This window comes from Stenotrophomonas sp. YJH_SMC_110 (assembly GCF_059369255.1).
In genome coordinates this window covers 22,639-40,951 of sequence record NZ_JCAFSM010000012.1, presented here as the reverse complement: position 1 = coordinate 40,951, position 18,313 = coordinate 22,639, and the positions used below count along the sequence as shown (strand labels likewise).

The following is an 18,313-nucleotide window of genomic DNA, read 5'->3' as shown; positions in this document are numbered from 1 at the left end:
CGGGAAATTCAGCAACCAGGCGCCCCCTACGCCTGGAACGGTGGCCGGCGACTGCCGGCCGCGGGCGATGATCAGCCCGGTGCAGCGGCCCCCAGCCGCTGCTGGTCGCTGACCTCCAGCACCCGCCATTGCCCCTTGCCGAGATCGCCGAGCAGCAGCCCACCGATCGCGACCCGGACCAGGCGCAGCACCTGCAGGTCGAAGGCCGCCAACAGGCGGCGGATATGGCGGTTGCGTCCCTCGTCGAGGACCACCTCCAGCCATGCGGTCTTGTCGCCACTGCGCAGTACGCGCACGGCCTGGGCGACGAGGAACTCGCCCTCGTCCTCGACACCGGCGCGCAGCGCGGCCAGGGTGTCCTCATCGGGAAGACGATCCACCTGCACGTGATAGGTCTTCTGCGGGCCGGTCTCCGGATCGGTCAGGCGCGCCGCCCACTGCGGATCATTGCTGAACAACAACAGCCCTTCGCTGGCCTTGTCCAGGCGCCCGACCGGCGCGATCCACGGCAGGCCGGCACCATCGAAGCAGCGATACACCGTGTCGCGACCACGCTCGTCCTGCGCCGTGGTCACCACGCCGCGCGGCTTGTTGAGCACCAGGTACAGCCGCTGCGGCGCATCCATCGGCCGGCCATCGACTTCGATCGGCGGGTGCGGACTGGCAATCGGGAACTCGGGATCACGGATGATGCGGCCGGACACGCGCACGCGGCCCTCGGCAATCCAGCGCGCGGCCTCGCTGCGTGAGCACACGCCGGCCTTGGACAGCACGCGCGCCAGGCCATGGCGCACGCCATTGGAGACATCCGGAACCGCACGCCCACGCGGTGCGTGGGAGCGGGCAGCGGGGGCAGCAGGTGGGCGGCGCGTGCGCAAGCCTCTGCTCCCCGCCGCGCTTACTTCTTGTCGACCGGCTTGGTCTCAGCCGGTGCTTCGGCCGCAGCCGGAGTGGCGGCCGGAGCCGGACGCGCCTTGACCACACGCACGCCACGCGCCTTCATCCAGGCGTCGAACTCTTCGGCGGTCATGCGCTTGCCGTTCTGGCTCATGTCGAAGCGCCAGGGCGTGTTGTCGAATTCGGTCTGCGGCTTGTAGGCCGCCGGATCGTTCGGCTTCACCGCCGGTGCGCTCGGAATGGCCTTGGCGATGTTCTGGCACCCATCGATGCGCAGGCGCTGCAGCACCTGGTCCAGCGACTGCGACGGATCGTAGTTGCTGCTCAGCACGCCGGCCGGCATGCCCAGCTGGTTGCCACGGATGTAGAGCTCGTCGGCCACCGGCGCGATGGTCGTGGCCGGCAACGGCAGCGGCGAGGCGCTGGTGTTGACCGAGCAATCGACCGCAGCGTGGGCGGCGGGAACCAGGGCCAGCGCCAGGAAGGCGGCCGATGCAGAGCGCAGCATGAAGGGCATCCAGGAAAGGAAGTGACGCGGCGAGTTTAGCAATGCCGCGACAGCTTTCAAGCGCCACTTTCAATGAATACGGCAACTCATTGGTTTTATGGGCAAAATCCCGACGAACGGTTACTCCCGCGCCTGAAACGCCGGGTTCCGGACCGCAGAAACAACAAGACCCGGCCGAAGCCGGGTCCTGCTGTGTCCTACTGGTAGAGCGTCAGAACTTAGTTCTGGACGTTCAGCTCGGTACGACGGTTCTTGGCGCGACCTTCCGGGTTGTCCGAACCATCCGGGTTGGTGTTCGGAGCAATCGGACGGCTCTCGCCGTAGCCGATCGGGCCGACCAGGCGACCGGCGTCGACGCCGTTCTTGGTCAGGTAGTTGTACACGGCGGTGGCGCGACGCTCCGACAGCTTCTGGTTGTAAGCGTCGGTACCCTTCGAGTCGGTGTGACCGGCAACTTCAACGCGCAGATCCGGGTAACGCTTCAGGATCTCGGTGGCTTCGCTCAGGATCGCCACGGCGTCCGGACGCAGGTTCGACTTGTCGAAGTCGAAGTTGACGCCCTTCAGGTCGATGGAGACCGGAACCGGGCAACCGTCCGGACCGATGGTCTGACCCGGCTGCGAGTTCGGGCACTTGTCGTCGCAGTTGTTGACGCCGTCACCGTCGTCATCCAGGTCGGCGCAGCTCGGGGCAACCGGAGCCGGAGCCGGAGCAGCCGCGACCGGAGCCGGGCCCAGCGGGATCACGACGCCGACCGAAGCCAGCACGTCGCCGAACCAGCTCTCGTCCTTGGCGGCGATGCTCTGGTCGTCGAAGTCAGCGCGGTAGGCCACTTCGGCGCGGACAGCAACACGCTTCTCGAAGGTGGTCTGCAGGCCGACGCCCAGCTTGGCGGCAACGTTGCCGTCCTTACGCTGGCGCGGACCGTTGTTGTCGATTGCAGCGTACTCTTCTTCCGACTTCTGGTAGCCCAGGCCACCGACGATGTACGGGTTCCAGCCGCGGCCTTCCTTGATGAAGTGGCGACGCAGGTCCAGCGAGACGCCGTACTGCGACCAGTTCAGGTCCTGGTTGCTGTCGAAGTTCGGGTTCTGGTAGTTCAGTTCACCGTCCAGCGACCAGTTCGGGCTGATGAACTTACCCAGGCCCAGGGTCACGAACGGAGCGTCATTGGTCAGACGGTCGCTGTCCTGGAAGTTGAAGCCGGCCGAACCGGTCAGGTACCAGCGGTCATCGAACTCCTGCGCCGAAGCTGCCTGGGCGAAAGCCAGGCCGCCCAGCAGCGCGGCAGTAAGGATCTTCTTGTTCATTGAGTACAGCTCCTATTTCGGGGGTATGAAACCGGTAGAGGCATGGGCCAGCACTAGTGCGTCGATGTACGACAGCCGATTCAGCACGCCACCGCCGCGAACATTATGCTCAGGCGGGTGAAGGCCATGTTAACAGTCCCGTAACATGTGAAGTGTTGCGCCCGACCGTCGACCGGTCCGACGTTGAAACCCTATACAGGATGATGAAAATCCGCAAGACCCACACGCTGCAAGGGTTTGACGGGGTCTAAGCGCGAAAACCGACATACTGCGCAGCACATTGCATCGCACGGTTCAGCAGGTTTGCGGAAACGTGAGGAACCTTATGATGGGATCACGAACCCAGCCGGAGCCGTGATGAAAGCCGTCGCCCTGAGTCGTGAATACGCACCTGCCCTGCGTGATGTCCTGCTGCCGCCGCCGCTGCCTCCTCGCGGCCGCGATCTGCTGGTGCGGATCGAAGCGGTATCGGTCAACCCCGTCGATGGCAAGCAGCGGGCCGCTACCGATCCGGCCACCCTTGAGGTTCCCCGGGTGCTCGGCTGGGACGCCGCCGGTGTGGTCGAAGCCATCGGTGACGAGGCCAGCCTGTTCGCCTCCGGTGACGAGGTCTACTTCGCCGGTGACGTTACCCGGCCGGGCTGCAACGCCCAGTACCAGTGGGTGGACGAGCGCCTGGTCGCCCGCAAGCCGAGCACGCTCGATTTCGCCGAAGCCGCCGCACTACCCCTGACCACGCTGACCGCCTGGGAGATGTTGTTTCAGCGCATGCCGCTGCACCTGGATGATCGCCGCCATGGCGGCCAGCACCTGCTGGTGATCGGCGGTGCGGGAGGCGTGGGCTCGATGGCGATCCAGCTGGCCCGCCATGCCGGCTTCGAGGTGATCGCCACCGCCTCGCGCGAGGCCTCGATCGACTGGTGCCGGCAGATGGGGGCCACGCATGTGATCGACCATCGGCAGCCGCTGCAGCCCCAGCTGCAGGCACTGGGCATCGACGCAGTGCAGGTGGCGCTCAACCTGGCCGACACCGATCACTACTGGGACGAACTGGGCCAGCTGCTGGCACCACAGGGCCATGTCGGCCTGATCGTGGAGCCGCGTGGCGCACTGCGCATCGGCGATCCGTACAAGGCCAAATGCATCGGCATCCATTGGGAGTTCATGTTCGCGCGCTCGCGCTTCGCCACCGCCGACTGCATCGAACAGCATCGCATCCTCAGCCGCGCCGCCAGCATGATCGATGCCGGCCAGCTGCGTGGCACGCTCAGTGAAACGCTGGGCACGATCAATGCGGCCAACCTGGACATCGCGCATCAGCGCCTGGCCAGCGGGCACACGGTGGGCAAGCTGGCGCTGGTGGGCTGGGACAACTGACGCCGTGATGTAGGCCGAGCCCACGCCAGGCTGCTACGCCTGCCGCCACCAGCAGAGCACGGGCGCGGCCCTGCTCAACCGCCCGCCTGCAGGATCGGCGCTGCCTGTACCAGCGGATTGGCTGGGATCTGTATCTATGGGCTCAAGGAAATCAGGGATACGGTGGAAACAGATCTCCCCTCCCCCGAGCCCACCATGCCTACCGCCCTGCCCCTGCGCCTGCTGCAACTGATCACCGGCCTGTTCCTGTATGGCTTCGGTGCCTCGCTGATGATCCGTGCCGCCATCGGCGTGGCGCCCTGGGACGTGCTGTCGCAGGGCATCGCCGCACAGACGCCGCTGTCCTTCGGGCTGGCGACCAATGTCATCGGCGCACTGGTGCTGTTGCTGTGGTGGCCACTGCGCCAGAAGCCGGGCGTCGGCACGGTGCTCAACGTGATGCTGATCGGTCCCTCCGCACAGTTCGGGTTGTGGCTGCTGCCACCGGCCATCGGCGTGGGCTGGCAGCTGGCGATGTTCTGTGCAGGCATGCTGCTGGTCGCGCTGGCCACCGGCCTGTACATCGGCGCCCGCCTCGGCCCGGGACCGCGCGATGGCTTGATGACTGGCCTGCATGCCCGCACCGGTTGGCCGATCTGGAAGGTGCGCAGCCTGATCGAAGGCAGCGTATTGCTGCTGGGCTGGTGGCTGGGCGGCAATGTCGGCCTCGGCACCCTCGCCTTCGCCCTGCTGATCGGCCCGCTGTGCGGCGTCACGCTGGGCTGGTTCGGGATCGGCCGCCCCCCGGTCGTACCCGCCGCTGCCCGGCAGCCGCAATCACCCTGAGCTGCCCCGAATGCCGGCCAGCGGCCGGCACTACCGCCCCCGGAGTTCGGGGGCAGCGCCGCAGGCGCGGGGGGGTGGAGGCCGGTAAGTGGGGCCCGCGATTCGCGCAGCGAAACGCGGGAGCGACAGCACGCATGTGCCGAGCGTACCCGGCCAGCGGCCGGCACTACCGCCCCCGGAGTTCGGGGGCAGCGCCGCAGGCGCGGGGGAGTGGAGGCCGGTAAGTGGGGCCCGCGATTCGCGCAGCGAAACGCGGAAGCGACAGCACGCATGTGCCGAGCGTACCCGGCCAGCGGCCGGCACTATCGCCCCCGGAGTTCGGGGGCAGCGCCGGCGCCATCCAGCGGCCCTTGCCCCGGCCGCCGTTTCGCGGCACGCTTCGCGCTTCCGTACGCAAGCGTATCGACCATGTCGCCAGCCAACGAAAGCGCCTATCCCCATCTGTTCGCCCCGCTGGACCTGGGCTTCACCCAACTGCGCAACCGCGTATTGATGGGCTCGATGCACACCGGCCTGGAGGATCGCGCCCGCGACTTCCCGCGGCTGGCGGCGTACTTCGCCGAGCGCGCCGAGGGCGGCGTCGGCCTGATCGTCACCGGCGGCTTCGCACCGAATGTGGTCGGCTGGCTGAAGCCGTTCGGCGGCAAGCTGTCCTGGCCCTGGGAAGTGCGGCCGCACCGCCAGCTCACCGCCGCCGCGCACCAGCACGGCGCGAAGATCTGCCTGCAGCTGCTGCATGCAGGCCGTTACGCCTATCACCCCTTGTCGGTGGCACCGTCGAAGCTGAAGGCACCGATCAACCCGTTCACCCCGCGCGCGTTGTCGGCCAGCGGCGTCGACCGGCATATCGCCGATTACGCACGGAGCGCCAAGCTGGCCCGCGAGGCCGGCTACGACGGCGTGGAAGTGATGGGTTCGGAGGGCTACCTCATCAACGAATTCATCGCCCCGCGCACCAACAAGCGCACCGATGCCTGGGGCGGCGACGCGCGCCAACGCATGTGCTTCGCGGTCGAGATCGTACGCCGCATCCGCGAGGCCTGCGGCCCGGACTTCATCATCATCTATCGCCTGTCGCTGGTGGATCTGGTCGACGACGGCAGCAGCTGGGAAGAAATCGTGCAGCAGGCGCAGGCCATCGAGGCGGCCGGCGCAACGATCATCAATTCCGGCATCGGCTGGCACGAAGCGCGCATTCCGACCATCGCCACCTCGGTGCCGCGTGCTGCCTTCGCCGGGGTCACCGCCAAGCTCAAGCCGCATGTGAAGGTGCCGCTGGTGGCGACCAACCGCATCAACATGCCCGACGTCGCCGAGCGCATCCTCGCCGCTGGCGGCGCCGACATGGTGTCGCTGGCACGCCCGCTGCTGGCCGACCCGCAGTGGCCGAACAAGGCCCGTGCCGGCCGCGCGGAGGCGATCAACACCTGCATCGCCTGCAACCAGGCCTGCCTGGACCACGTGTTCGAGAACAAGCTGGCCAGCTGCCTGGTCAATCCGCGCGCCGCGCACGAGACCGAGCTGGTCTATCACCCCACCGCCACGCCGAAGAAGGTAGCCGTGGTCGGTGCCGGCCCCGCCGGCCTGGCCTGTGCCACCGTCGCTGCCCAGCGTGGCCACCAGGTCACCCTGTTCGACGCCAATGATGAGATCGGCGGCCAGTTCAACGTGGCCAAGCGCATCCCCGGCAAGGAAGAGTTCCACGAGACCCTGCGCTACTTCCGCCACAAACTGGCCGAAACCGGTGTGCAGCTGCGCCTCGGCACTCGCGCCGATGCCGCCCAGCTGACCGGCTTCGACGAGGTGGTGCTGGCCACCGGCATCACCCCGCGCAAGGTCGATTTCCCCGGTGCCGACCACGCCAGGGTGGTCAGCTACCTGGACGTGCTGCTGGGCCGGGTCGAAGTCGGCACCAGTGCGGCGATCATCGGCGCCGGCGGCATCGGCTTCGATGTCGGCGAATTCCTCAGCCACGCCGGCGAGTCCCCCTCCCTCGACCCGCAGCGCTGGATGGCCGAATGGGGCGTGGACAGCACCTTCGAGGCCCGCGGCTCACTGGCCAGGCCGGAGGTTGAGACCTCGCCGCGCCGGCTGTGGCTGCTGCAGCGCAGCCCGGGCAAGCCCGGCGCGCGCCTGGGCAAGACCACCGGCTGGATCCATCGCGCCACGCTGAAGGCCAAGGGCGTGCGCATGCTCGGTGGCGTCGAGTACCTCGGGGTGGACGACGAGGGCCTGCGCATCCGCGTGGACGGCAGCGAACAGCTGCTGCCGGTCGACCATGTGGTGATCTGCGCCGGGCAGGAACCGAACCGCACGCTGCAGGCCGAACTGCAGGCGGCCGGCGTCAACGCGCAGCTGATCGGTGGTGCCGACGTGGCCGCAGAACTCGACGCCAAGCGCGCCATCGACCAGGGCAGCCGGGTTGCCGCCGGGCTCTGATGAGCGCCTGAATGGGGGGCGGAATGTGATTTCCGTCACCCTCATTGAACCTGAATGTCAAGCCGAGCGGTTCACGATGCGTTCGGCTACGCCCCCCTACCTTGCGCCATCTTTCCGCTCACCAGCCAGTTTCCGGTGAGCCGGCGCAGCCCCACGATCGGTACTGGTCGTTTCTTTTGGGGCTGCCCAACGGGGCGGCCCCGATGGCCGCCTCCCCATGACGCCAAGTCGTACCCCGCCTCCTGTCGCCCTGCGGCCGGAACCGGAGGGTGCGGCCCATACGGAGCAAGGAGTTATATGAAACTGGCCTGGATTCTCTGGCTGTCGCAGTTGTTGCTGCAGCCGGCCGCTGATTCACTGTGTTTGAGCACCACCGTTTACCTGGAAGCCCGCGACCAGACCCTGCGCGGCCAGCAGGCCGTCGCCGAGGTCGCACTGCGCCGTCTCGACAGTGGCCTGTGGGGCGACTCGATGTGCCAGGTGGTCACCGCGCGCAAGCAGTTCGCACCGACCATCGTCTCCCCCGGCACCCAGTTGGGCAACGACGCGGCCTGGAGCGAGGCAATGAACGTGGCCTTCGACGCCGAGCGCAACTGGGCGCTGCCGGCCGGCGAGCGCCGCGAGATCGTGCCCGGTGCCAGCCACTTCGCCGCGCTGTCCATCGCCAGCCCGAACTGGCGCAATGCCTACCAGGTGGCCACCATCGGCGATCACACCTTCTATAAGGTGCAGAACCTCAAGCCGCGGCAGTCGTAACGATCCGTGCCGGCGGCAGCGTTGCCGCCTGCCGGCAGGCTCTGGGATAGTGGGCGTTTCCCGCCCGCATCACCTGGAGTTCCCATGAAGCTGTACAGCAAGCCCGGTGCCTGTTCCACCGCCGACCACATCGCCCTGCAGTGGACCGGCCAGCCGTTCGAGGTTGAACTGCTGAACAAGGACACCCTGAAGGGTCCGGAATTCCTCAAGATCAATCCGGCCGGTGCGGTGCCCGCGCTGGTCGACGGCGACTTCGTGCTGCTGCAGAACGCCGCGATCATGGGCTATATCGCCGACAGCTTCCCGCAGGCCGGCCTCGGCGGTGACGGCAGCCCGCGCCAGCGCGCCGAAGCCACCCGCTGGCTGGCGTTCGTCAATTCCGACGTGCACCCGGCCTTCTCGCCGCTGTTCGCGCCGGGCAAGTTCATTGCCGACGAAGGCCAGTACGACGCGATCCGCGCCGCCGCGCACAAGCGCCTGCGTGGCCTGTTCGAGACCGCTGACAGGCAGCTGGCCGACAAGCCCTGGCTGGCCGGCTTCCGCAGCTTCGCCGACCCGTACTTCTACATTACCCTGCGCTGGGCCGCCGGCACCAAGGTCGACCTGTCGGGCCTGGACAATCTGGCCGCCTACAAGGCACGCATGGATGCCGATGCCGGCGTGCAGGCCGCGCTGAAGGCCGAAGGCCTGGCCTGACCTTGGTCAGGGGTCAGAGCCGTTCGCGTGGCGGACGGATCTGACCCCACCGGCCACCAGACGGGGTCGGATCCGCCTGCGCAGCAGGCGGCTCCGACCCCTCGATATCATTCGCGCGATCAGCCGATCTGGCGGATCACTTCCCCCTTGGCATCGCGCAGGTAGGTCGGCACCACTTCGATGCGCAGCGCCCCCGCCACCGGGTAAACCCCGCGCTCGGCGCGCACCCCTGCCAGGGCCTGCAGGCCCGCCTCGTCCAGTGACCAGCGCGCGCTGTCGGCGGATACGTCCGCCGCTTCACCGCCCCCATGCGCGATGAACTCCCACTGCCGCTCGCGGCTGGCCAGTTCCAGCGATTTGCCGTGGCGCAGGCGCAGCGGCAACAGTTCGCACACGCTGGCGACCTGACCGGCGCCGAGCACCAGCGTGGTGACGCCCGCCTCCTGCCGCCAGTCCAGGGTCTCGATGAACAGCATGCCGGTGCTGGAACCCTCGCGTTCGCTGCCGGCCTGCACCCGCTGTGCCAGCGCAGGGTCCTCCAGCAGGTTGTCGCGATGCAGATCGCTGATCCACAGCGGCATCGCCGGCAGCAGCGCCTGCAGCACGCCACGCGTCGACCAGCGCTTGACCGCCTCCATCTCCTCATCGGTCAATCCGACCAACTGCAGGAACTGCAGATGGCCGTTGGCCGTGTCCCGCGCCGGCAACTGCGGGTCCGCAATGAAGGCCAGATGGCACAGCCGCGTGCCGGTCTCCAGCGCGATCGGACCGTTGGCGTTGAGGTGATGGCCATCCTCGAACACGTTGCCACTGCCGAACACGTAGCGCGCCAGGTTCTGCAGCAGGTTCATCGGCCACACCGGCGGGGTGCTGCCGGCGTTCTCACCGGCCTCGGCAGCCAGACGGAAGGTCAGCTCGAAGCCATAACCGCTGGCATCTGCATCACTGCTCTCCTTGGCGTACAGCTCGGAGAAGCCGTAGGTGATGTAATGCCAGTGCGGTACCGGCGCATCCGCCCAGTACACGCTGATGCCATCCAGTGGATCCTGGCCACCGAGCGTGTACGGAAGCGCGGTGCCGAAGTGACGCGGCTCCTGGCCGGCATACAGCGGCGCCAGCGCCGCATTGATCGCGTCCCAGCCTGGGGTGTCGGTGTCGTCGTGGTCGTCCTGCACGCGGGACTCCTTGTAGGGAAGTGAACCGATCACTTTACGCGGTGGCTCAGGCCTGCACGACCTCACTGCCAGCGTTCAGCACCGCCGACTGGGTTTCCTGCCACCAGCGCTGCGCCAATGCCGGGCTGCGCGCCTTGCCCACCGCCGCCAGCAACTCCGGGCACAAGCGCTCCAGCGCCAGCGCATCGGTGCAGCGTTCGATCTTCAACTGCATGAAGTAGCCCTTCAGGCCCAGGTGGCGGCGCACCGCCTCGCTCATCGCGTCGTACAACTGCTGGTACAGCGCCGGGTCCTGTTCGCGCCCGGTGCTGATGCCGCGCGCCGGCGCCACCTCTGCGCTTCCGCCGATCACTTCGATCAGGCCCTGTGCTGACAATTGCTCCAGTGCGTCCGGTGGTGCCCGCAGGCCTTCGAACAGGCCACGCAGTTCGGTGTCGTTGCGATGGCCATCGACCATCAGCAGGATCGAACGCAGTGCCGCCGGCAGGCGCCGGCTACGGTCTTCGATTTCCTGACGGCCAGCAGCCGTCTTGGCGTGCAGCAATGCCATTGCCTCCCCCTCGCTCGATGCGCAATGCCGGCGCGCCCTCGCGGGCACGCCCCCCTGTGTTGCCATCTCCGGACGGCACGCGCGTTCCCCGGCGCGAGCCGCGTATTGCAGGTCGATGACAGGCCGAGCTTAGCGCAAGTACTGCGGGTAGTGCCGGCCGCTGGCCGGCAACCTCGGGGTGGATGGGGGTGCCGGCCAGTGGCCGGCACGACCGGATCAACGGCCCAGCGCCCGGCGGATCTCCTCCAGCGCGCCGGGGTCGTCCAGCGTCGACAGGTCACCCGGGTCGCGCTGCTCGGCCAGCGCCTGCAACGAGCGCCGCAGCAGCTTGCCCGAACGGGTCTTGGGCAGCGCATTGACCACGTGCACGTGCGCCGGGCGGGCCACTGCGCCGAGCGAGGTGGTCACCGTGGCCATCATCTCGGCCACCACTTGCGCCGGATCCTCGCCATCCAGGCCCTGCTTGAGGGTGACGAACACCAGCGGCACCTGCCCCTTCAATTCGTCCTTGACCCCGATCACGGCAGCCTCGGCCACGCGCGGGTGGCTCGAAATGGCCTCTTCGATCTCGCGCGTGCCCAGCCGGTGCCCGGCCACGTTGATCACATCATCGGTACGGCCGAGGATGAAGGTGTAGCCATCGTCGTCGCGGATTGCCCAGTCCAGCGAGCTGTACAGCAGTTCCTTGAAGTGGCTGAAGTAGCTCTGCAGGAAACGGTTGTCGTCGTTCCACACCGTGCTCATGCAGCCCGGCGGCAACGGTGGCGACACCACCAGCACCCCCTTCTGCCCCGGTGCGACTTCCTCGCCGGTGTTCTCGTCGATCACCTTCATCCGGTAGCCGAGGTTGGGGAAGCCCGGCGAACCGAAGCGCACCGGCTTCATCTCCAGGCCCGGCAGCAGGGTCAGCGCCGGCCAGCCGGTCTCGGTCTGCCAGTAGTTGTCGATGATCGGCTTGCCGAGCGCTTCGCTGATCCAGTGCGCGGTCGGTTCGTCCAGCGGCTCGCCGGCCAGGAACAGGTATTTCAGCGCGCGCAGGTCGTGGCGATGGATGAAGTCCGCATCGTGCTTCTTCAGCACGCGGATGGCAGTGGGCGACGAGAACATCGTGCGCACGTTGTACTGCTCGCACAGCGCCCACCAGATGCCCGGGTCCGGGTTGGTCGGCAGCCCTTCGTACAGCAGCGAGGTGCAGCCGCCGATCAGCGGGCCGTACACATTGTAGGAATGGCCTACCGCCCAGCCGACATCGGACGTGGAGAACATCACCTGCCCCGGCCTGCAGTCGAACACGGTTTCCATCGACTGTGCCATCGCCACCGCGTAGCCGCCGACATCGCGCTGCACGCCCTTCGGCTTGCCGGTGGTGCCCGAGGTATACAACAGGTAGCTCGGCTCGCTCGATTCCAGCCACTGCACCGGCACGTCGACCTCACCGATCTGCGCACGCAGCGCGGCGTACTCCACATCGCGGCCCGGCACGCGTGGTTCGGCGGCATCCAGTCCGCGCGACACGATCAGCACGTGCGGCGGTGGCGACGTGGCTTCGGCGCAGGCTGCATCGACCATCGGCTTGTACGGAATCAGCTTGCCACCGCGCATGCCGGCATCGGCGGCGATCAGCAGCTTCGGCTTGGCATCGTCGATGCGCAGCGCCAGGTTGTGCGCGGCGAAGCCACCGAACACCACCGAATGCACCGCACCGATGCGCGCGCAGGCCAGCATCGCGAACACGGCTTCGGCCATGTTCGGCATGTAGATCACCACACGGTCACCGTGACCGACGCCGAGGTGCTTGAGCACGGCAGCGAAGTCGTTCACTTCCCGATACAGCTGGCGATAGGTGATCTCGCGGGTGCTGCTGGTCTCGGTGGAAATGGCAACCAGCGCGAGCTGGTCGGCGCGCTCGGCCAGATGGCGGTCGACGGCGTTGTAGCAGAGATTGGTTTCACCGCCGACAAACCAGCGCCGGAACGGCGGGTTGCTGTAGTCGAGTACCTGCTGCGGCGGTTTGTGCCAATGGATGCGCTTGGCTTCCTCGCCCCAGAAGGCCTCCGGCTCGTCGATCGAGCGACGGTAGGTTTCCTCGTAGTTCATGACGCAGCCCTCCCAGACAAAGTCATGGGTTCGAGGATAGTCCGGCGCTGCCGCGCGGGCCGCCCTACCTTGGTAGGGGGTGGGGTTTTCATGCAGGGCTGCGCCCTGCACCCGCGGTAGTGCCGGCCGCTGGCCGGCAACCTCAGAAGCAACAGCCGAAGCAACAGCGGGTTTCCCGTGGGATGGCGAGGTGGGTCCGGTTGCGGGGGACGCCGTGAATCCGTCCATGGAGGCTCGGTCGCCGCATCCATGCGGCTCACGCCCCCGCAACCGGACCCACCCCGCCTTCGACAGACTTCCGCGATCTGTCGGAGCACGGGGTCGGATCCCCAGATTCAATATTCAATTCGATATCTGACAGAAAAATCGTGTCGACCAAGGTCGACACCTACCAAGACCAACAGCGACAGCCGTTACCAACCGCCGCAGGAATCTGTCGGGGGTGGGGCGGTGTGGGTTGGCAGGACCGTTGGCGCCATGGATGGCGCCATCGAGCCCCATGGGTGAGGGCGCTTTGCTTGCGAAGCACTGCTTTGCAAGCGCCCGAACGCACAGCCGCCAGCGGCTGGGCCGGCCCCCGGAGGGGGGTTTACGGCGTGTCCTGCCAACCCACACCGCCCAGCAAGCAGAAGACCAGAGCCGCCTTGGCCTTTGACGTTGCTCCGGTTCGTAGCAGGTGCAGGGCTGCAAGCCCTGCCGAACCCCTAGAACGGAGTGGCGGACTCGAACGCGAGCGCCTCGCCCGTCACCGGGTGGGTGAACCGCAGGCTGCGCGCATGCAGATGCACGCGCTGCGCAGGCGCGGCGTCATAAAGCACATCGCCAACGATGGGATGGCCGAGACTGGCCATGTGCAGGCGCAGTTGATGGCTGCGGCCAGTAACCGGCTCCAGCGCCACGCGCGTGCGCTGCGCTTCGGCATCACGCGCCATTACGCGCCAGCGCGTCAGCGCCGGCTTGCCGCGTTCGTGATCGATCATCTGCTTCGGCCGGTTTGGCCAGTCCACGATCAGTGGCAGGTCCACGTCGCCGGCATCGCCTTCAAGCAGCCCCTCCACGATCGCTTCATAACGCTTGCCGACCTGGCGCTGCTCGAACTGCATCGACAACGCCACCTGCATGTCCTTGCCGCGCGCATGCAGCAGCAGGCCGGAGGTCACCTGGTCCAGGCGGTGCACGGTCAACGCATCCGGGTACAGCGCCCGCAGGCGCGCGACCACGCAATCCTGGTTCTCGGCGCCGCGGCCGGGCACGGACAGCAGGCCGGCCGGCTTCTCGGCCACCAGCAGCGCGTCGTCGATGTAATGCAGGTGGATCATGCGGCTCCGTATCCGTCCAAACAGAAACGGGGAAGCCGAAGCTTCCCCGTTCTGCGTACCGACCAACGGTCGGTAGCTACCTCGATGGGAATGTACCGACCAGCGGTCGACACCTCCCTTGATGAAAGAGGTACCGGCTCAAGCCGGTACCGCCTGCATCAGCCCAGCAGGTGGGCAACGCCGGCGCGCTCTTCTTCCAGCTCGGCCAGGGTCTTGTCGATGTACTTCTGGCTGAAGTCGTCGATCGGCAGATCCTTCACCAGGGTGTACTTGCCGTTCTCGGTGGTCACTGCGAAGCCGAAGATCACGCCTTCCGGAATGCCGTAGGAACCGTCGGACGGCACGCCCATGGTGACCCACTTGCCGTTGCTGCCCAGCACCCAGTCACGCACGTGGTCGATGGCAGCGTTGGCGGCCGAAGCGGCCGAGGACGAGCCACGGGCTTCGATGATCGCCGCGCCGCGCTTGCCCACGGTCGGGATGAAGGTGTTGGCGTTCCATTCCTGGTCGTTGATCGCATCGGCGATCGACGCGCCATCGGCGGTGGCGAAACGGTAGTCCGGGTACATGGTCGGGCTGTGGTTGCCCCACACGACCAGCTTCTCCATGCCACCGACCGGCTTGCCGAGCTTGGTCGACAGCTGGCTCAGCGCACGGTTGTGGTCCAGGCGCAGCATGGCGGTGAAGTTTTCCGGCTTCAGGTCCGGGGCCGACTTCATGGCGATGTAGGCATTGGTGTTGGCCGGGTTGCCGACCACCAGCACCTTCACGTCACGGCTGGCGACCTTGTTCAGCGCCGCCCCCTGGGCGGTGAAGATCTTGGCGTTTTCCAGCAGCAGGTCCTTGCGCTCCATGCCCGGGCCACGCGGACGTGCGCCAACCAGCAGGGCGATGTCGGCGTCCTTGAACGCGACTTCGGCATCATCGGTGCCGACCATGCCGGCCAGCAGCGGGAAGGCGCAGTCTTCCAGCTCCATCATCACGCCCTTCAGGGCGGCCTGGGCCTTGTCGACCGGCAGTTCCAGCAGCTGCAGGATGACCGGCTGGTCCTTGCCCAGCATTTCGCCGGAGGCGATGCGGAACAGCAGGGCATAACCGATCTGGCCGGCGGCGCCGGTCACGGCAACACGAACGGGTGCTTTCATGGGGGTTTCCTCTTGCTTGCAAGCGTTTGATGGGACGCCGCGGGCAGAGCCACGCAGGCCTGGCGGGCGGCGGGGAACAGGGAAACGGCCACCCGTGGGTGGCCGTTTCGAAGGGGGATCAGGCGGCGAGGTGCTTGTTCCACTCCGCGACGCGGTCGGCCTGGGCGGCCAGCACGGCGTCGACGTCGCCTTCCAGGGTAATCGAATGGATCACGTCGCCCTGCTTGACCGAATCGACGATCGCCTGGCCTTCCAGGACCTTGCCGAAGACGGTGTGGCGGCCGTCCAGCCAATCGGTCTTGATGTGGGTGATGAAGAACTGGCTGCCGTTGGTGTTCGGGCCGGCGTTGGCCATCGACAGCGAGCCGACCTCGTGCTTCACGCCATTCTTCTCGTCTTCGAACTTGTAGCCCGGGCCGCCGGTGCCACGACCCTGCGGGCAGCCGCCCTGGATCATGAAGTCGGCGATAACGCGGTGGAAGATCAGGCCGTCATAGAAGCCGTGCTTGACCAGGTTCACGAAGTTGGCCACGGTCAGCGGTGCCTTGTCGGCGAACAGCTCGACCTTGATCGGGCCCTGGGTGGTGTCGAAAGTGGCGATGAGGGACATGAAGATCCTTGATGCAAAGGGGAATGCGTCTAGCCACCTAGTTTACACCCGCCTCGTGTCGGCGGCGGCTTCGACCATTGGTGAAGCGCCCCGCTTCAGCCCCCGGACGGGGAGCCGCGCAGCCGGGTCCTGGCGGCCCCGGCCGGGGCGGCGGATGCCCAGCTGAATGGGTCCCGTGACAGGCGTGAAATCCACCTTTTCGCGAATCGTCAAGTTCGACGTATAATGTTGGACTTCTTTTTCCAAATCCGGCGCCGACTGGCCCCCTTTCGTATGTCCATCGAAAATCTTCGCAACATCGCCATCGTCGCCCACGTCGACCATGGCAAGACCACCCTGGTCGACCAGCTGCTGAAGCAGTCCGGCACCCTGTCCGAGCGTACCGTCCTCGCCGAGCGCGTGATGGACAGCAACGACCAGGAAAAGGAACGCGGCATCACCATCCTGGCCAAGAACACCGCCATCACCTGGGAAGACAAGAAGACCGGCATCAAGAACCGGATCAACATCGTCGACACCCCCGGCCACGCCGACTTCGGTGGTGAGGTCGAGCGCGTGCTGTCGATGGTCGACACCGTGCTGATCCTGGTCGATGCGATGGACGGCCCGATGCCGCAGACCCGCTTCGTCACCCAGAAGGCCTTCGCGATGGGCTTCAAGCCGATCGTCGTGGTCAACAAGATCGACCGTCCGGGCGCGCGTCCGGAATGGGTGATCGACCAGGTCTTCGACCTGTTCGACAAGCTCGGCGCCACCAATGAGCAGCTGGACTTCCCGATCGTCTACGCCTCGGCCCTGAACGGCTACGCCGGCCTGGAAGACACCGTGCGCGACGGCGACATGACCCCGCTGTACGAAGCGATCATGCAGCACGCCCCGCGTCCGGAAGTGGACCCGGAAGGCCCGTTCCAGATGCGCATCAGCCAGCTGGACTACAACAACTTCGTGGGCGTGATCGGCATCGGCCGCATCCAGCGCGGCACCCTGAAGAAGAACATGCAGGTCGCCGTCATCGACCGTGAAGGCAAGAAGCGCAACGGCAAGGTCGCCCAGGTGCTGGGCTTCCTGGGCCTGGAGCGCATCGAGCAGGAGACGGCCGAGGCCGGTGACATCGTGGCCATCTCCGGCATTCCGGAGCTGACCATCTCCGACACCCTGTGCCACCCGGATACCCCCGAAGCCCTGCCGGCGCTGACCGTCGACGAGCCGACCATCTCGATGACCTTCCAGGTCAACAACTCGCCGTTCGCCGGCAACAAGGACCTGTCCGGTGGCAAGTTCCTGACCAGCCGCCAGATCAAGGACCGCCTGGACCGCGAGCAGGTCCACAACGTGGCACTGAAGGTCGAACAGCTGGAAGACGCCGACAAGTTCCTGGTCTCCGGCCGCGGCGAACTGCACCTGTCGGTGCTGATCGAGAACATGCGCCGTGAAGGCTACGAGCTGGCGGTGTCGCGCCCGGAAGTGATCATCAAGGAAATCGACGGCCAGATGATGGAGCCGATCGAGCAGCTGGTGGTGGACATCGAAGAAATCCACCAGGGCGGCGTGATGGAAAAGCTGGGTACCCGCAAGGGCCAGCTGAAGAACATGGAACCGGACGGCAAGGGCCGTGTGCGCCTGGAATACCAGATCCCGGCCCGTGGCCTGATCGGTTTCCAGAACGAGTTCAAGACCCTGACCCAGGGTTCGGGCCTGCTGTTCCACGTGTTCGACCATTACGGTCCGAAGGAACAGGGCGCGATCGCCAAGCGCATCAACGGCGTGATGATCGCCAATGCGCCGGGCGTCACTCCCGCCTACTCGCTGGGTCCGCTGCAGGAGCGCGGCAAGCTCTTCGCTGCCGAAGGCGACAACGTGTATGAAGGCCAGCTGGTCGGCATCCACTCCAAGGACAACGATCTGACCGTCAACGCGATCAAGACCAAGCCGCTGACCAACATGCGCGCTTCGGGCAAGGACGACGCGATCCAGCTGACCCCGGCGATCAAGTACTCGCTGGAACAGGCCCTGGACTTCATCGAAGACGACGAGCTGGTCGAGATCACCCCCAAGGAGATCCGTCTGCGCAAGAAGTTCCTGACCGAAAGCGACCGCAAGAAGGCTTCGCGCGGCGGCTGAGCCAGCACCCCGTGGACCAGAGCGGCTACAACCCGGATCCGCACCGGCATCCGGGCCTCCACGTCATCGCCCTGCTCGAAGCGAGCAAGGCGATGCTGGCGCTGTTGGCCGCCACCGGGCTGGAAGTGCTCGGACCGCAGCCGCTGCGGCACGGCATCATGGTCCTGATCCGGCGTTTCAGCCTGGATCCGGACCATGGCACCCTGCCCTCGCTGCTGCACATGATCAGCCCCGACGCGGTCCACCTGGCCGCGGCGGGGATGATCGGCTACGGCCTGCTGCACCTGGTCGAAGCCTGGGGCCTGTGGCGGGCCAAGGCCTGGGCCTCCTGGCTGGGCTGCCTGACCGCCTCCCTGTACCTGCCTTTCGACATCTTCGCGATCATCCGCCATCCCGGCTGGCCATCGTGGACGATCCTGGCGATCAACCTGATCGTGGTCTACGTCCTCGCCCGCGACCTGCGCAAGCGCCACCGCTGAGCACCGGCT

At 66.7% G+C, this 18,313-nt stretch carries 16 protein-coding genes; 7 read left to right on the top strand and 9 right to left on the bottom strand.

The genetic code is table 11. The annotated features are described in order from the left end of the window. Positions 1 to 71 precede the first annotated feature (71 nt). The 3 genes from AC5P6H_RS18250 to AC5P6H_RS18240 all read right to left on the bottom strand — a co-directional run bounded on the left by AC5P6H_RS18250 (position 72) and on the right by AC5P6H_RS18240 (position 2,715). On the bottom strand, positions 72 to 878 hold the full coding sequence (locus AC5P6H_RS18250) for a pseudouridine synthase (protein WP_219633258.1): 807 nt from the start codon (positions 876 to 878) through the stop codon (positions 72 to 74). 20 nt (positions 879 to 898) lie between these two features. Beyond that, positions 899 to 1,405 (bottom strand): hypothetical protein, encoded by a 507-nt coding sequence (locus AC5P6H_RS18245; protein ID WP_014646073.1) that lies wholly within the window; start codon positions 1,403 to 1,405, stop codon positions 899 to 901. Between the two features lie 218 nt (positions 1,406 to 1,623). After that, positions 1,624 to 2,715 carry an OmpA family protein gene (locus AC5P6H_RS18240; RefSeq protein ID WP_014646072.1) on the bottom strand — a complete coding sequence of 364 codons (1,092 nt, stop codon included), beginning with the start codon at positions 2,713 to 2,715 and terminating at the stop codon, positions 1,624 to 1,626. 357 nt (positions 2,716 to 3,072) lie between these two features. Between AC5P6H_RS18240 and AC5P6H_RS18235 the strand changes: the two genes are divergently transcribed. The 5 genes from AC5P6H_RS18235 to AC5P6H_RS18215 all read left to right on the top strand — a co-directional run bounded on the left by AC5P6H_RS18235 (position 3,073) and on the right by AC5P6H_RS18215 (position 8,808). Continuing rightward, entirely contained in the window at positions 3,073 to 4,092 is a 1,020-nt protein-coding gene (locus AC5P6H_RS18235; RefSeq protein WP_495202945.1) for a zinc-binding alcohol dehydrogenase family protein, read from the top strand. A gap of 195 nt (positions 4,093 to 4,287) precedes the next feature. Continuing rightward, positions 4,288 to 4,917, top strand: a complete 630-nt coding sequence (yczE, locus tag AC5P6H_RS18230) for a membrane protein YczE (protein ID WP_014646070.1) — start codon at positions 4,288 to 4,290, stop codon at positions 4,915 to 4,917. A gap of 408 nt (positions 4,918 to 5,325) precedes the next feature. Continuing rightward, positions 5,326 to 7,356, top strand: coding sequence for an FAD-dependent oxidoreductase (locus tag AC5P6H_RS18225; RefSeq protein WP_495202944.1), 2,031 nt, complete (start codon positions 5,326 to 5,328; stop codon positions 7,354 to 7,356). Between the two features lie 297 nt (positions 7,357 to 7,653). Further along, positions 7,654 to 8,112: a cell wall hydrolase gene (locus AC5P6H_RS18220; protein ID WP_495202943.1), complete on the top strand. Its 459-nt coding sequence runs from the start codon at positions 7,654 to 7,656 to the stop codon at positions 8,110 to 8,112. A gap of 84 nt (positions 8,113 to 8,196) precedes the next feature. Then, complete coding sequence (locus AC5P6H_RS18215) at positions 8,197 to 8,808, top strand: glutathione S-transferase N-terminal domain-containing protein (RefSeq protein ID WP_014646068.1); 612 nt, start codon at positions 8,197 to 8,199, stop codon at positions 8,806 to 8,808. Positions 8,809 to 8,927: 119 nt separating this feature from the next. Here AC5P6H_RS18215 and AC5P6H_RS18210 read toward each other — a convergent pair whose 3' ends face one another. From AC5P6H_RS18210 to AC5P6H_RS18185, 6 genes are all read right to left on the bottom strand, one after another. Continuing rightward, positions 8,928 to 9,983 carry a suppressor of fused domain protein gene (locus tag AC5P6H_RS18210; protein ID WP_049406569.1) on the bottom strand — a complete coding sequence of 352 codons (1,056 nt, stop codon included), beginning with the start codon at positions 9,981 to 9,983 and terminating at the stop codon, positions 8,928 to 8,930. A 46-nt stretch (positions 9,984 to 10,029) separates the two neighbouring features. Next, positions 10,030 to 10,533, bottom strand: a complete 504-nt coding sequence (locus AC5P6H_RS18205) for a hypothetical protein (RefSeq protein ID WP_046429081.1) — start codon at positions 10,531 to 10,533, stop codon at positions 10,030 to 10,032. 216 nt (positions 10,534 to 10,749) lie between these two features. Beyond that, positions 10,750 to 12,630, bottom strand: coding sequence for a propionate--CoA ligase (prpE, locus tag AC5P6H_RS18200; protein ID WP_014646065.1), 1,881 nt, complete (start codon positions 12,628 to 12,630; stop codon positions 10,750 to 10,752). Between the two features lie 704 nt (positions 12,631 to 13,334). Continuing rightward, complete coding sequence (locus AC5P6H_RS18195; protein WP_346601110.1) at positions 13,335 to 13,949, bottom strand: RluA family pseudouridine synthase; 615 nt, start codon at positions 13,947 to 13,949, stop codon at positions 13,335 to 13,337. Positions 13,950 to 14,107: 158 nt separating this feature from the next. Beyond that, positions 14,108 to 15,094 (bottom strand): malate dehydrogenase, encoded by a 987-nt coding sequence (locus tag AC5P6H_RS18190; protein ID WP_004153634.1) that lies wholly within the window; start codon positions 15,092 to 15,094, stop codon positions 14,108 to 14,110. 118 nt (positions 15,095 to 15,212) lie between these two features. Then, entirely contained in the window at positions 15,213 to 15,704 is a 492-nt protein-coding gene (locus tag AC5P6H_RS18185) for a peptidylprolyl isomerase (protein ID WP_005408225.1), read from the bottom strand. A gap of 273 nt (positions 15,705 to 15,977) precedes the next feature. Here AC5P6H_RS18185 and typA point away from each other — a divergent pair, with 273 nt between their 5' ends. Together typA and AC5P6H_RS18175 are read left to right on the top strand one after the other, a co-directional pair. Then, on the top strand, positions 15,978 to 17,825 hold the full coding sequence (gene typA, locus AC5P6H_RS18180; RefSeq protein ID WP_046429077.1) for a translational GTPase TypA: 1,848 nt from the start codon (positions 15,978 to 15,980) through the stop codon (positions 17,823 to 17,825). A gap of 11 nt (positions 17,826 to 17,836) precedes the next feature. Then, positions 17,837 to 18,304, top strand: a complete 468-nt coding sequence (locus tag AC5P6H_RS18175) for a DUF2127 domain-containing protein (RefSeq protein WP_032955872.1) — start codon at positions 17,837 to 17,839, stop codon at positions 18,302 to 18,304. The last annotated feature ends 9 nt before the right edge of the window (positions 18,305 to 18,313 follow it).